The organism is Nocardiopsis sp. LDBS0036 (assembly GCF_041228755.1).
Classification (GTDB): domain Bacteria; phylum Actinomycetota; class Actinomycetes; order Streptosporangiales; family Streptosporangiaceae; genus Nocardiopsis; species Nocardiopsis dassonvillei.
Window position 1 is genome coordinate 2,296,878 of record NZ_CP141103.1, and the last position, 13,545, is coordinate 2,310,422.

Annotated in this window: 10 protein-coding genes; 5 read left to right on the plus strand and 5 right to left on the minus strand. The window is 71.6% G+C overall.

The window, feature by feature from the left end:
- Nucleotides 1-84: 84 nt before the first annotated feature.
- Together UIS43_RS09600 and hisD are read right to left on the minus strand one after the other, a co-directional pair.
- On the minus strand, nucleotides 85-1,167 hold the full coding sequence (locus UIS43_RS09600) for a histidinol-phosphate transaminase (protein ID WP_370012984.1): 1,083 nt from the start codon (nucleotides 1,165-1,167) through the stop codon (nucleotides 85-87).
- 108 nt (nucleotides 1,168-1,275) lie between these two features.
- Complete coding sequence (gene hisD, locus UIS43_RS09605) at nucleotides 1,276-2,571, minus strand: histidinol dehydrogenase (RefSeq protein ID WP_198662359.1); 1,296 nt, start codon at nucleotides 2,569-2,571, stop codon at nucleotides 1,276-1,278.
- Nucleotides 2,572-2,819: 248 nt separating this feature from the next.
- Between hisD and UIS43_RS09610 the strand changes: the two genes are divergently transcribed.
- The 4 genes from UIS43_RS09610 (at nucleotide 2,820) to UIS43_RS09625 (ending at nucleotide 6,916) form a co-directional block, all read left to right on the plus strand.
- Entirely contained in the window at nucleotides 2,820-3,380 is a 561-nt protein-coding gene (locus tag UIS43_RS09610; RefSeq protein ID WP_019610981.1) for a ferritin, read from the plus strand.
- Nucleotides 3,381-3,489: 109 nt separating this feature from the next.
- Nucleotides 3,490-4,266, plus strand: coding sequence for an LON peptidase substrate-binding domain-containing protein (locus UIS43_RS09615; RefSeq protein WP_013154209.1), 777 nt, complete (start codon nucleotides 3,490-3,492; stop codon nucleotides 4,264-4,266).
- A gap of 221 nt (nucleotides 4,267-4,487) precedes the next feature.
- On the plus strand, nucleotides 4,488-4,973 hold the full coding sequence (gene ybaK, locus UIS43_RS09620) for a Cys-tRNA(Pro) deacylase (protein WP_013154210.1): 486 nt from the start codon (nucleotides 4,488-4,490) through the stop codon (nucleotides 4,971-4,973).
- A 74-nt stretch (nucleotides 4,974-5,047) separates the two neighbouring features.
- On the plus strand, nucleotides 5,048-6,916 hold the full coding sequence (locus UIS43_RS09625; RefSeq protein WP_013154211.1) for a long-chain fatty acid--CoA ligase: 1,869 nt from the start codon (nucleotides 5,048-5,050) through the stop codon (nucleotides 6,914-6,916).
- Nucleotides 6,917-6,931: 15 nt separating this feature from the next.
- On the opposite strand, the gene UIS43_RS09630 is transcribed toward UIS43_RS09625, so the two are convergent.
- Entirely contained in the window at nucleotides 6,932-7,645 is a 714-nt protein-coding gene (locus UIS43_RS09630) for a hypothetical protein (RefSeq protein ID WP_013154212.1), read from the minus strand.
- Nucleotides 7,646-7,725: 80 nt separating this feature from the next.
- On the opposite strand from UIS43_RS09630, the gene UIS43_RS09635 reads away from it, so the two are divergent.
- Nucleotides 7,726-8,265, plus strand: coding sequence for a DinB family protein (locus UIS43_RS09635; RefSeq protein ID WP_071622477.1), 540 nt, complete (start codon nucleotides 7,726-7,728; stop codon nucleotides 8,263-8,265).
- Between the two features lie 222 nt (nucleotides 8,266-8,487).
- On the opposite strand, the gene UIS43_RS09640 is transcribed toward UIS43_RS09635, so the two are convergent.
- Nucleotides 8,488-9,321, minus strand: a complete 834-nt coding sequence (locus tag UIS43_RS09640) for a PadR family transcriptional regulator (RefSeq protein ID WP_013154214.1) — start codon at nucleotides 9,319-9,321, stop codon at nucleotides 8,488-8,490.
- 160 nt (nucleotides 9,322-9,481) lie between these two features.
- Nucleotides 9,482-13,042, minus strand: a complete 3,561-nt coding sequence (gene dnaE / locus UIS43_RS09645) for a DNA polymerase III subunit alpha (RefSeq protein WP_013154215.1) — start codon at nucleotides 13,040-13,042, stop codon at nucleotides 9,482-9,484.
- Nucleotides 13,043-13,545: the final 503 nt, after the last annotated feature.

Here is a 13,545-nt window from a genome sequence, read left to right on the forward strand (position 1 = left end):
GGTGGGACTTCCTCGCTCGGTGCGGTGGGTGCGGGGCCCGGCCGGGCCGGGCCCGGCGGCGGTCTCGGGGTCGGCGGGCACGGCTCAGCGTCCGGTGGCGCTGAGCAGGGCCCGGCGGAAGGCGGCCATCTCCTGCGGGGTTCCGACGCTGACGCGCAGCCACCCGGGCGGGCCGGTCTCGCGGATGAGGACCTGCTGGTCGAGCATGTCCTGCCAGACGCGGCTGCGGTCCTCGAACTCGCCGAACAGGACGAAGTTGGCGTCGGACTCGGCGACCGAGAAGCCGTGCCCGCGCAGCCAGGAGACCAGGGAGTCGCGTTCAGCGCGCAGGTCGGCGACGGCGGCGAGGAGTTCGTCGGCGTGGTCGAGCGCGGTGAGCGCGACCGTCTGGGTGACGGCGGACAGGTGGTAGGGCAGGCGGACCAGCTGGAGGGCCTCGACCACGGCCGGGTGGGCGGCCAGGTAGCCCACGCGCGCCCCGGCCAGGGCGAAGGCCTTGGACATGGTGCGCGAGACGACGAGCCTGGGGTGGTCGGACAGCAGGCTCAGCGCGCTGGGCGTGCCCTCGCGGCGGAACTCGGCGTAGGCCTCGTCCACGACCACGACGCCGGGGGCCGCGGCCAGGACGCGCTCCGTGTCGGCCAGGTCCAGGGCGGTGCCGGTGGGGTTGTTGGGCGAGGTGAGGAAGACGACGCTGGGCTGGTGCTCGGCGATGGCGGCCAGGGCGGCTTCCACATCGACGCGGAAGTCGGCTCCGCGCGGCACGGACACCCAGGCGGTGCCGGTGCCCCGGGAGATGATCGGGTGCATGGAGTAGGACGGCTCGAAGCCCATGGCGGACCGGCCGGGGCCGCCGAAGGCCTGGAGGATCTGCTGGAGGACCTCGTTGGAGCCGTTGGCCGCCCACACCTGGTCGGCGGTCAGGCCGTGGCCGAGATAGGCGGCCAGGCCCTCGCGCAGGCGGACCGCGTCCCGGTCGGGGTAGCGGTTGAGGCCCAGGGCGGTGTCGGCGACCGCCTCGGCCAGCGCCTTGGCCAGGCGCGCCGAGGGCGGGTGCGGGTTCTCGTTGGTGTTGAGCACCACGGGCACGTCCAGCTGCGGCGCGCCGTAGGGCGAGCGGCCGCGCAGGTCGTCGCGCAGGGGCAGGTCGTTCAGGGTGAAGCTCACGGTTGCACGCTCATGGTCGGTCGGAGGCGGGCGGGGCGTGCGGGTCGCGGCCGGTGCGGCCGCGGGGCTCGCGCGCCCGGGTTCCCGCCGGGCGGGTGGCCTTCGGGCTCAGGCCGGGTCCGTGCGCGCGGCGACGGCCTCGCCGTGCGCGGGCAGGTCCTCGGCGTTGGCCAGGGCGATGACGTGGTGGGCGACGTCGGTCAGCGCCTCGCGGTCGTACTCGACCACGTGCACGCCGCGCAGGAAGGTCTGCACGCTCAGGCCGCCGGTGTGGCAGGCGCAGCCTCCGGTGGGCAGCACGTGGTTGGACCCGGCCGCGTAGTCGCCCAGGGAGACCGGCGAGAAGTCGCCGACGAAGATCGCGCCCGCGTTGCGCACGCGCGCGGCCCACGCGGCGGCGTCGGCGGTCATGACCTCCAGGTGCTCGGCGGCGTAGGCGTTGACGACGGCGAGGCCGTGGTCGAGGTCGTCGACCAGGACGATGCCGGACTGCGGGCCGGACAGGGCCTCGCGGACGCGGTCGCCGTGCTTGGTGGCGGCCACGCGGGCGGCGAGGCGGTCGGTGACCGCCTCGGCGAGCGCCTCGTCCGGGGTGACCAGGACGGAGGCGGCGACGACGTCGTGCTCGGCCTGGCTGATCAGGTCGGCGGCGACGTAGTCGGGGTTGGCGGTGGCGTCGGCGAGGATCGCGATCTCGGTGGGACCGGCCTCGGCGTCGATGCCGATGACGCCCTTGAGCAGGCGTTTGGCCGCGGCCACCCAGATGTTGCCGGGGCCGGTGACCATGTCGGCGCGCTCGCAGGGGCCCGCGCCGTAGGCGAACATGGCGATCGCCTGGGCGCCCCCGACGGCGTAGACCTCGTCGACGCCGAGCAGGGCGCAGGCGGCGAGGATGGTCGGGTGGGGCAGCCCGCCGAAGGCGCTCTGGGGCGGCGAGGTGACCGCCAGGGAGCGCACCCCCGCCTCCTGGGCGGGGACGACGTTCATGACGACGCTGGAGGGGTAGACGGCCCGGCCGCCCGGCACGTAGAGGCCGACGCGGTCGACGGGGATCCACCTCTCGGTGACGGTGCCCCCGGGCACGACGCGGGTGGTGTGGTCGGTGCGGCGCTGGTCGCGGTGGACCGCGCGGGCGCGGCGGATGGACTCCTCCAGCGCGGCGCGCACGGCGGGGTCGAGGCCGTCCAGGGCGGCCTCGATCGCGTCCTTGGGCACGCGGATGTCGGTCAGTCTGACGCCGTCGAAGCGCTCGGTGAGTTCGACCAGGGCCTCGACACCGCGATGGCGCACGTCCTCGCACAGGGGGCGTACGCGCTCGGCGGCGGCCGCCACGTCCAGTTCCGCGCGCGGAAGGGCCTGACGCGGGTCGCCTTGGGTGCCTCGGAGGTCGATTCGACTGATCACGGTCCCAGTCTAGGGGGAAGTGCCCATTCGGTGGGCGGCGCCGTCCGGATGATGGACGCCACACGCGCCACCGGCGGGTACGCGCCGGCCCGGGAGGGCGCCGACGGGGTGGAACGCGTTACGCCCGAATAAGTGCGGCCTAAGTTTGGGACACCTAACCTTATTAACCTTCAGAAAGGCTTGCCTAAGAAATTCGAGTCACACTGATAAATGTCGCGAAATGCTTTTCCATGCGTTATCGTGTACTCATGACTTCGAACAAGAGCAGCGATATCGGCCTTTCCAAGTTCCACCGGCTCCTCGTCGACCAGGTGCGGCACGAGTTCACGGCCTCCCACCAGTACGTGGCCATCGCCGCCTGGTTCGACGACCACGACCTGCCCCAGCTGGCGCGGGTCTTCTACGAGCAGTCCCTGGAGGAGCGCGACCACGCGATGATGATCGTGCGGTTCCTCCTGGACACCGACGTCCCGTTCTCCCTTCCGGGCGTGGACGAGATCGAGACCGATTTCGCCGTGCCCCGGGACCTGGTCGCCCTGGCCCTTCGCCAGGAGCGCGAGGTGACCGACCAGTTCCAGCGCCTGGCCAAGGTCGCCCGGGACGAGGACGACTACACCGGCGAGCAGTTCCTCCAGTGGTTCATCCAGGAGCAGACCGAGGAGGTCGCCAAGATGTCGACCCTCCTCAACGTGGTGGACCGCGCCAACGGCAACCTGTTCCACGTGGAGGACTTCGTCGCCCGGGACATGCCCAGCGAGGACAGCGGCAGCCAGGGCGCGCCCGGCACCGCCGGCCCGTCGGTCTCCTGACCCCGTGACCCGGACCCCGGGCGCCCGCGGGCCTCGGGGCCGGGACCGGCCGGGGACGCGCCGCCGGTTTCGGCGCCCGCGTTCCCGGCATGAGGGGCATACTGGAACCATGCCCTTGGCCCTGCCGATCTTCCCGTTGAACACCGTGCTGTTCCCCGGTATGACCGTTCCCCTGCACGTCTTCGAGCGGCGCTACCGCCGCCTGGTCGCGGAGCTGCTCGGGCCCGACTTCGCCCAGGGGGACGAGGGCGGGCGCGGCCGGGGCCCGCTCCGGTTCGGCGTCGTGTGGATCGAGCTGGGCCAGGAGGTGGCCTCCGAGTCCGGCCAGGGCTCCGGCGGCGCCGACACCGGGACGCCCACCACGGGAGGACCGGGCACCTCGCTGCCCCGGATCAGCGCGACCGGGTGCACCGCCCTGGTGCGCGACGTGCGCACCTACGAGGACGGCCGCTACGACCTGGTCGTCGAGGGCGGCGCGCGGTTCTCCATCACCGACCTGTCGCAGGTGGACGCCTCCTCCCCCGAGGAGTACTCGACCGCGTCGGTGTCCTTCCTGCCCGAGCCGACCGGCCCGGACGCGGAGGAGCACGCCGAGCGCGTGCGCGATCTGTTCGGGACCTACTCCCAGCGCCTGGCCTCGATCGGGATGTCGCCGGACGCCTCGCCCGAGCTGCCCAAGGACCCCATCGCGCTGTCCTACGCGGTGGCCGCGGCCGCGGTCCTGGACCAGGCGGAGAAGCAGCGGATGCTGGAGGCCGAGGACGCCGCGACCCGGCTGGCCGTGACCGCCCGCTTCCTGCGCCGGGAGAACCGCATCGTGGCCGCCCCCACCCTGCCCAACCTCCCCGCGGGCCCCTTCCTCAACAACGGCGTGTCGTTCAACTAGGGGGCCGCGCGGCGCGTTCGCCGGCCCCTTTCCTGGTCGAAGGACCCGATACCGGTGTCCAACGGAGGAAACACCGGCTTTCCCCGCACGCCTGCGCGCGACCCGGCCCCGTGTTGGCCTAGCCTGCTGTGCGAACCGGTGCGGCGTGCCCGGGGCCCGACCCGGGCTGTTGCGACGCCCGCACCAGCGCGTTCGCGCGCGGAGAAGGAACCAGGTACTCAATGAGCGCAAAAGCCACACCCGCGACCGTGGCCGCCGGACGGACCAAAACCACGTACACGCTGCACCCCTACGAGGTGGACGGCTCCTCGGACGGGCACTCCTACGGCACCGACGCGGCCGACGCGCTCGGCGTCCCCCACGAGCACGTCTTCAAGACCCTGATCGCCGAGGTGGACGGACAGCTCACCGTCGGGGTGGTGCCCGTCAGCACCACGCTCGACCTCAAGGCGCTGGCCGCCGCGGTCGGCGGCAAGAGGGCCGCCATGGCCGACGCGGCACTGGCCGAGAAGGCCACCGGGTACGTGCGCGGCGGGATCAGCCCCCTGGGCCAGCGCAAGCGCCTGCGCACCGTGATCGACGCGTCGGTCACCGAACTGCCCACCGTCTACGTCTCGGCCGGGCGGCGGGGTCTGCAGATGGAGCTCAATCCCCGTGACCTGATCACGCTCACCGAGGCGGTCACCGCGCCCATCGGCGCCTCCTGACCCCCCACGGGGACCGTTTCCGGGGGCGTGCACGGGCTGTTGCCGGGTTACCTACCCAGGGGTAGTTTCGTGACATGGGTAACACTTCATCCCCCTTTTCCTCCGTCCCCGGTATGTTCCTCTCCCGCGTCGCCGAGTCCCCCGACTCCGAGGCGTTCAGCTACCCCCTTCCCGGCGCGTCCGGCGCCCCCGAGAAGTGGGAGACCCTCACCTGGTCCCAGACCCGCGACCGGGTGCGCGACATCGCGCTGGGCCTGCACGACCTGGGCGTGACCCCCCAGGCCCGGTGCGCGATCGTCTCCAGCACACGCGTGGAGTGGATCCTCGCCGACATGGCCGTGCTGTGCGCGGGCGGAGCCTCCACCACCGTCTACCCCTCCTCCACCCCGCCCGACTGCGCCTTCATCGTCTCCGACTCGGGCAGCATGGTGGCCTTCGCCGAGAACGACGAGCAGGTCGCCAAGCTGGTCGACCAGCGCGCGCGGATGCCGGGGCTGTCGCGGGTGATCGCCTTCGAGGGCGCGGCCGGGGGCGACGACGACTGGGTGATGTCCCTGGAGGAGCTGGCCGCCCGGGGCGCCGAACTCCACGCCCAGGACCCCGACCTGTTCGAGGCGCTGGTCGCGGCGGTCGCACCCGACCACCTGGCCACGCTGATCTACACCTCCGGCACCACGGGCAGACCCAAGGGCGTGCGGCTGGACCACGCGAACTGGCTCTACGAGTCCCAGGCCATGGCGGACCTGGACACCGAGCTGCGCGCGCAGGGCTGGGACCTGATGGGCCCCGACGACGTCCAGTACCTGTGGCTGCCGCTGTCGCACGTGTTCGGAAAGCTCATGCAGGTCAGCCAGCTGCGGATCGGCTTCCGGACCGCCGTGGACGGCCGCCCCGACCGGATCGTGGACAACCTGGCCGTCGTGCGGCCCACCTTCATGGCCGCCGCCCCGCGCATCTTCGAGAAGGTGTACAACCGCGTGGTCATGCAGGCCCGGGAGGGCGGCGCGGCCAGGTACCGGATCTTCCGGTGGGCCGCGGGGGTGGGCGACCGGGTCGCCCGGCTCAGGGAGGAGGGCCGCGAACCCACGGGCCTGCTCGCCGCGCAGCACCGGGCCGCCGACAGGCTCGTGTTCGCCAGGCTGCGGGCGCGCTTCGGGGAGCGGCTGAAGTTCTTCATCTCCGGCAGCGCGCCGCTGTCCCCCGAGATCGGCCGGTTCTTCTACGGCGCCGGGATCGTCATCCTGGAGGGTTACGGGCTCACCGAGACCAGCGCCGGGACGTTCGTCAACCGGCCCGGCGACGTGCGGTTCGGCACGGTCGGACTGCCCATGCCCGGTACCGAGGTGCGCATCGCCGAGGACGGCGAGATCCTCATCCGGGGCGGCGGCGTGATGCGCGGCTACCACAACCTCTCCGGCGCCACGGAGGAGGTGCTCACCGCGGAGGGCTGGTTCGCCACCGGGGACATCGGCGCCCTGGAGAACGGCCGCCTGCGCATCACCGACCGCAAGAAGGAGCTGATCAAGACCTCCGGCGGCAAGTACGTGGCGCCCCAGAGCATCGAGAGCCGCTTCAAGGCGCTGTGCCCCTACGTCAGCAACCTGGTCGTGCACGGCGACCGGCGCCCCTACTGCGTGGCGCTGGTGGCCCTGGACCCCGAGGCGATCGACGCGTGGGCGGCGGAGCACGGACTGGGCCACCTCGACTACACGGGCCTGACGCGGGAGCCCAGGGTCCGGGAGATGGTGCAGGAGGCCGTCGACGAGCTCAACCGTGGTCTGCCCCGGCACGAGACCGTGAAGAGGTTCGCGATCCTGCCGAGCGACCTGACGGTCGAGGAGGGCGAGATGACGCCCAGCCTGAAGATGCGGCGGCGGGCGGTCGAGGACAAGTACCGCGACCTGCTCGACGGCATGTACGAGGAGACCGTCCACCGGTTCTGAGGACGGGAGGCCGGGTCAGGGTCGGCCGCGGGGGTCCTCCGGCCCCGCCTGGTCGTGCTCGGCCGGGACCGGCTCACCGGGGGCCGGGCGGACCGCCGGACCCGGGTCCGGGCCGGGGCCGACCGGCGCCGCGGGCTCGGCGTGCTCCTCGGCCTCCGGGTCCCGCCGCGCGAACACCTGCCGGGGCACGCCGGGCAGGTCGCGGCGCACGAAGCTGATCGCGTCGAGCAGCCCGTACTGGAGCACGAACACCAGGGGCCAGATCAGCAGGAAGGCGGTCGCGTCGAGCTGGAGCCCGGTCTGGACGGTGGCGCCGGGCTCGGCCGCCTCGACGGCGGCGTGCGCCGGGCCGTCCAGGGCCACACCGATGCGCCAGGTGAGCACGGCCCCGCCCAGCGAGCCGAGGAAGCCCGCGACCAGGCAGACCATGCGCAGGTCCTGGAAGCGGCGGCGCGACAGCGGGAACTGGGCCATGTAGGCGGTGTAGCCCGCGACCAGCCCGGTGAGGGCGGTGATGAGGGCGAACCAGCCCTCGCCCGCGAACACGTCCTCGGTGGTTCCGGTGAAGACCTCGCCCCCGCCCAGCGCGGTGCCCTCCGCGCGCGGTGCCAGACCCCACCACAGCGGCCCCAGGACAGCGCCCAGCAGGAGCAGGACCCCCAGGACGCACGCCCCCACGACCAGCCGGCGTGTCGGCGCCGACCTCTCCCCCCGGTTGCGGTCCGCCATCTCCCCCACTCTCCCGCGCCCCGTCCCGGCCTGCGGAAAACCAGTGGATACGGGGCATAGCCGGAACGGAGAATACCGGCATGAGTGACAAGAACAGCCCTCTGGCCGTCCCCGGCCTCCAGCGTGTCGACCCGCCCAAGGCCGCCGACGAGCGCACCATGCTCACCAGTTGGCTGGACTGGCACCGCGCCACGGTCCACGCCAAGTGCGCCGGTCTGTCCCCCGAACACGCCACCGCCACCCCCCTGCCGACGTCCCCGCTGATGAGCGTGGGCGCGATCGTCTCCCATCTGCGCTGGGTGGAGCACGCCTGGTTCGAGGTGATCCTGCTGGGGCTGCCCGACGAGGGCTACGCCACCCCGGAGGATCCCGACGCCGAGTGGCGCCGGGGCGCGGAGGTCCCCCTGGCCCGACTCCTGGAGGAGTACGAGGCCCAGTGCGCCCGTTCCCGGGAGATCACCGCCCGGCTGGAACTGGGTTCGGGCTCGCGGCGCGCGCACCGCGGCGAGGGGCACACCACGCTGCGGTGGGTGCTGGTGCACATGGTCGAGGAGACCGCCCGCCACAACGGCCACCTGGACGTCCTGCGCGAACTCGCCGACGGAACCACGGGCGAGTAGGTCCGCGGGTCGGTGACAGGGGCCCCGGGACGAAAGACGCGCTCCCTCGGGCCGAGGCACCGACGCACCGGGACACCGACCGGCTGGGGCGCTGACAGGCGGAGGCCCCGACGAACAAGGGCGCCGACGAACAGGGGCGCGAACAGACAGGGGTGCCCGGGGACGCGCTCGCGTCCCCGGGCACCCCTGCGTCGCAGCCGTCACCGGTCGGCGCCCGCCGCCTCAGTCCTCGTCGTCCTCCTCCGCGGCGGAGGCGCCGTCGGCCGCCTCCTCCTCGGCGAGGATGAGGTAGAGGTTGCGCCGGGTCTCGGCCAGGAGCCGTTTGGCCCGCTCCAGCTGGTCGGCGCTGCCCGCCTGGGCGACCTGCGCCGCGGCCGCGGTGAGCTGGTGGGCCAGGGCCGCGACCTCCTCGTACCGGGACCGGCTGTCGGCGTAGGCGTCGGCGACCGCCTCCCAGGGCGGGGTGAGCCCGGCGCCGTGCTCCTCCAGGTGGGCGATGCCCTCCTCGGTGAGCCGGTAGGGGCGGCGGCGCCCCTCGCCCTCCTCCTGGACGACCAGGCCCTCGTCCTCCAACTGCTGGAGCATGGGGTAGACCGAGCCCGGGCTGGGCCGCCACATGCCGCCGCTGCGCTCGCGGCCCTCGCGGATGATCTCGTAGCCGCTGCGCGGCTCCTCCGCGAGCAGCATCAGGATGCCGGTACGCACGTCGCCCCGCTTGGCGCGGTGCCCGCCCCGGCGTCGGCCGCCGGGGCCGCCTCCCGGGCCGAACCCCCCGCCCGGCCCGAATCCGCCGGGGCCGAACCCGCCGAAGGGGTGGTCGGGGCCGAAGGGCCCTCCTCCCCAGGGCGGCCGTCCCGGCCCCATCGGAGGCTCGGGGGGCGGAGGCGGGCCGGGCGGGCCGAATGCGAACCGTCCGCCGCCTCGCGGACCGCGGTGGCCCGGGTGCCCGGGGTGTCCGTGCCGTTCCTCCTCCGGCTGGCGGCTCCAGGGAAGGCGCGGACGGCGCGGTCCGCGCGCCTCCCAGGACCAGGGGCCGGGAATCGCCATGGCGCTCATGATGTCGTCCTCCTGGAGATCGTGCGATACAGAGCGACTGTCCTGCTCTGTTCTGATAGCTCAAAGATATATCGCTTACTTCGTCCTGGCAAGAGCGGGCACGAAAAAGGCCCCCGCTCGCCCGAGGGCGCGCGGGGACCGCGGGGACTTGCGGCGCTGGTCAGTAGTCGACCGCGAAGGCCCCCAGCAGGCTCTTGACCTCACCGTTGAACTCCGGGGAGATCCGCACCGAGTAGCGGTCCACGGCGTAGACCCGCGACCGGACCGGGTTGTCCACCCGGATCCGCACGGGGGTGTCCCCCTTGTGCGTGGCCAGCACCTGGCGCAGGTCGCCGACCAGCTCGGGGGTGAGGCGCTCCTCCGCGACCGTCAGCAGCACCGGGGGCTCCCCCTCGGTGACGTGCGAGATGTCCAGGATCGACATCTCCGAGGCGAACATCGACCACGTGCCGTCCCGGTCGTTGAGCCTGCCCTTGACGGTGACCGCGGTGTCCTCCAGCAGGGCCTGCACGTACAGCGGATAGGTCTTGGGGAAGAACAGCACCTCCATCGAGGCGTCCAGGTCCTCGACCGTGGCGATCGCCCACTGGTTGCCCGCCTTGTTGGTGCGCTTGTCCACCTTGGAGATCAGGCCGGAGATGCGCACCTCACCGCGTTCGCGGGCCATCTCGCCCGCCACGATCTGGGCGATGGAGGTGTCGCGTGAGCGGGCCAGCACCCGCTCGGCACCGGCCAGCGGGTGGCTGGAGACGTACAGGCCCAGCATCTCCCGTTCGAAGGCCAGCTTGGTCTTGCGGTCCCACTCCTCGTCGCCCCAGTTGATGTTGAGGCCGATGGGGGTGGAGTCGCCGTCGTCACCGCCGCCGAACAGGTCGAACTGGCCGTGCGCCTCCTGCTTCTTGGAGCTGATCATGCCGTCCACCGCCGTCTCGTGGTGGCGGTACAGCTCACGGCGGGGCTGGCCGAGCGAGTCGAAGCCGCCCGCCTTGATCAGCGACTCGATGACGCGCTTGTTGCAGGCCGCCAGCTCGATCTTGGACAGGAAGTCGGTGAAGGAGCTGAACTTGCCCTTCTCCGTGCGGGTCCTGATGATCGAGTTGACGACGTTGGCGCCGACGTTGCGCACCGCGCCCATGCCGAAGCGGATGTCCTTGCCCACCGGGGTGAAGCGCAGACCCGACTCGTTGACGTCGGGGGGCAGCACCTTGATGCCCTGGGTCCGGCACTCGGCCAGGTAGACCGCCATCTTGTCCTTGTCGTCGCTGACCGAGGTCAGCAGCGCGGCCATGTAGGCGGCGGGGTGGTTGGCCTTGAGGTAGGCGGTCCAGTAGGAGACCAGGGCGTACCCGGCGGCGTGCGACTTGTTGAACGCGTACCCGGCGAAGGGCAGCATGACGTCCCACAGCGCCTGCGTGGCCTCCTTGGAGAAGCCGCGGGCCTCGGCCCCGGGGAAGAACTTGGCCTCCTCCTCCTCCAGGGCCTCCTTCTTCTTCTTGCCCATCGCGCGGCGCATCAGGTCGGCGCCGCCCAGGGTGTACCCGGCCAGCTGCTGCGCGATGGCCATGATCTGCTCCTGGTAGACGAGCAGGTGGAAGGTCTCCCCCAGGATCGGCTCCAGAGCGTCCTTGAGCTCCGGGTGGATCGGAGTGACCTCCTGGCGGCCGTTCGAGCGGTCGGCGTAGTCGTTGTGCGCGTTCGCGGCCATCGGACCGGGCCGGTACAGCGACAGCACGGCCGCGATGTCGCCGAACTTCTTGGGCTCCATGCGCTTGAGCAGGTTGCGCATCGCGCCGCCGTCCAGCTGGAACACGCCCAGGGTGTCGCCGCGCGAGAGGAGCTGGTAGGTCTTCCTGTCGTCCAGGGGGAGCTTGCCGAGGTCGATGTCGATCCCCTCGGCCTCCTTGATGGACTTGACCGCGTCGTCCATGATCGTGAGGTTGCGCAGGCCCAGGAAGTCCATCTTGAGCAGGCCCATGTCCTCGCACTGAGGGTAGGGAAAGCCCGTGATGATGGCGCCGTCGGTGTCGCGCTTGTGCAGCGGGATGACGTCGAGCAGGGGTTCCTTGGACAGGATGACGCCCGCGGCGTGCACACCCGTACCGCGGGTCAGGCCCTCGATACCGCGCGCGGTCTCCATCACCTTGGCGACCTGCGCGTCGTTGTCGATGAGGTTGCGCAGCTCGGTGGTCTCGCCGTAGCGCTCGTGCTCGGTGTTGGTCACCGCCTCCAGCGGGATCTCCTTGCCGCCGACCGCGGCGGGGAAGGCCTTGGTGATCTGGTCGCCCACCGAGTAGGGCATGCCCAGGATGCGCGTGGAGTCCTTGACCGCGGCCTTGGCCTTGATGGTGCCGAAGGTCAGGATCTGCGCGACGCGCTCGGCGCCGTACAGGCGGGTGACGTACTCGATCATCTCCCCGCGCCGACGCTCGTCGAAGTCCAGGTCGACATCGGGCATGGTGACGCGCTCGGGGTTGAGGAACCGCTCGAACAGCAGCCCGTGCTCCAGCGGGTCCAGGTCGGTGATGCCCAGGACGTAGGCGATCATCGACCCCGCCGCCGAGCCTCGCCCCGGGCCCAGCGCGATGCCGTTCTTGCGCGCGTACTGGCAGATGTCGGCGACCACGAGGAAGTAGGCGGGGAAACCCATCTCGTTGATGATGCCGAGCTCGAAGTCGACCCGCTGGCGGATCTCGCCGTTGATCCCGTCCGGGTAGCGGGTGGGCAGGAGCCGCTCGACCTCCTTGGCCAGCCAGGAGGCCTGGGTCTCCCCCTCGGGCACGGGGAAGACCGGCATCAGGTCGCGGTGGGCGAACACCGCGTCGTAGGCGCCCGGGTCGATGCGCTCGGCCACCAGCAGGGTGTTCCTGCACCCCTGCTCCCACTCCTCGAAGTTGAGGATGCCGCGCATCTCCTCGGCGGACTTGAGGTAGTAGCCCGACCCGTTGAACCGGAACCGGGTGGGGTCGTCCAGGTTCTTGCCCACGCCCACCGCCAGCAGCGCGTCGTGCGCCGAGGCCTGGGACTCGTACACGTAGTGGGAGTCGTTGGTCACCAGCGGCGGGATGTCCAGCTCGCGGCCGACCCTGAGCAGGCCGTCGCGGACCTCCTTCTCGATGGGCACGCCGTGGTCCATCAGCTCCAGGAAGACGTTCTCCTTGCCGAAGATGTCCTGGAGCCCGGCCGCGTAGGCGACGGCCTCCTTCTCCTGGCCCAGCCGCAGCCGCGTCTGCACACCGCCCGAGGGGCAGCCGGTGGAGACGATGATGCCCTCGCTGTACTCCGACATGAGCTCCAGGTCCATGCGGGGCTTCATGTAGTAGCCCTCCATGGACGCCAGCGAGGACATCCGGAACAGGTTGCGCAGGCCCTTCTCGTTCTGCGCCAGCATCGTCATGTGCAGGTAGCGGCCGCCGCCGGAGATGTCCTTGCCGCCCTCCGCCGAGGCGTCGTCGGAGCCGCTGGACCGCCCCCAGAAGACCCGCTTCTTGTGGAAGCGCGACTCGGGTGCGACGTAGGCCTCGATGCCGATGATCGGGGTGACGCCGGTGCCCTTGGACTGCTGGTAGAACTCGTAGGCCCCGAACATGTTGCCGTGGTCGGTCATCGCGACCGCGGGCATGCCCAGCCGCGCCGCCTCCTTGAACAGGGGCTTGAGTTTGGCGGCCCCGTCGAGCATCGAGTACTCGGTGTGGACGTGCAGATGGGCGAAGGAGTCGGCCATGGCTCGGGTGCCCCCAGGAGGGTCGGTGGACAGGTGGTGACTCCTGAGCCTACGACTTTCCCGCGACACTCGCAGACCCCTGTGGACGACGTGTCCGGGCCGCCGTCCTGACCCACGCCGCGGGTCGGGTTTGGGCAGAGGAGCGGGCGCGGAGGGCCGCGGAGCAGATGTGGGCGGACCCGGAGCAGATGTGGACGGGTCCGGAGCAGGTGTGGACAGTCCTGGGAGCCACCGGTTGGTATATCTCTCAGCCCGTGATCCCCGGTTTTCCACAGGCGGGGGTTGGGGGTGGTCGTGGGTGGCGTGGTGATGGTTTCCTGGAAATAGGGGGGACCCCACCCAGTAGGCGTTGTGGCATGCCCTGAAACACTCGGCGACCAATAAGGATAATGGATCGAGGGGCAGGGAGGGGCCGCCCTCAGGTCTCTCCCCTACGCCCTTCCTGTCGGGGGTTTCTGGCGGCAACGAAAGCGCGCCAGCTGCCGCGAAGTGGGATGGCCCGC

What these genes read in the sequence shown, in the direction of transcription:
- UIS43_RS09610 (WP_019610981.1), top strand. Translation starts at nt 2,820, where the DNA reads ATGACTTCGAACAAGAGCAGCGATATCGGCCTTTCCAAGTTCCACCGG.
- UIS43_RS09615 (WP_013154209.1), top strand. Translation starts at nt 3,490, where the DNA reads ATGCCCTTGGCCCTGCCGATCTTCCCGTTGAACACCGTGCTGTTCCCC.
- ybaK (WP_013154210.1), top strand. Translation starts at nt 4,488, where the DNA reads ATGAGCGCAAAAGCCACACCCGCGACCGTGGCCGCCGGACGGACCAAA.
- UIS43_RS09625 (WP_013154211.1), top strand. Translation starts at nt 5,048, where the DNA reads ATGGGTAACACTTCATCCCCCTTTTCCTCCGTCCCCGGTATGTTCCTC.
- UIS43_RS09630 (WP_013154212.1), bottom strand. Translation starts at nt 7,645, where the DNA reads ATGGCGGACCGCAACCGGGGGGAGAGGTCGGCGCCGACACGCCGGCTG.
- UIS43_RS09635 (WP_071622477.1), top strand. Translation starts at nt 7,726, where the DNA reads ATGAGTGACAAGAACAGCCCTCTGGCCGTCCCCGGCCTCCAGCGTGTC.
- UIS43_RS09640 (WP_013154214.1), bottom strand. Translation starts at nt 9,321, where the DNA reads ATGAGCGCCATGGCGATTCCCGGCCCCTGGTCCTGGGAGGCGCGCGGA.
- dnaE (WP_013154215.1), bottom strand. Translation starts at nt 13,042, where the DNA reads ATGGCCGACTCCTTCGCCCATCTGCACGTCCACACCGAGTACTCGATG.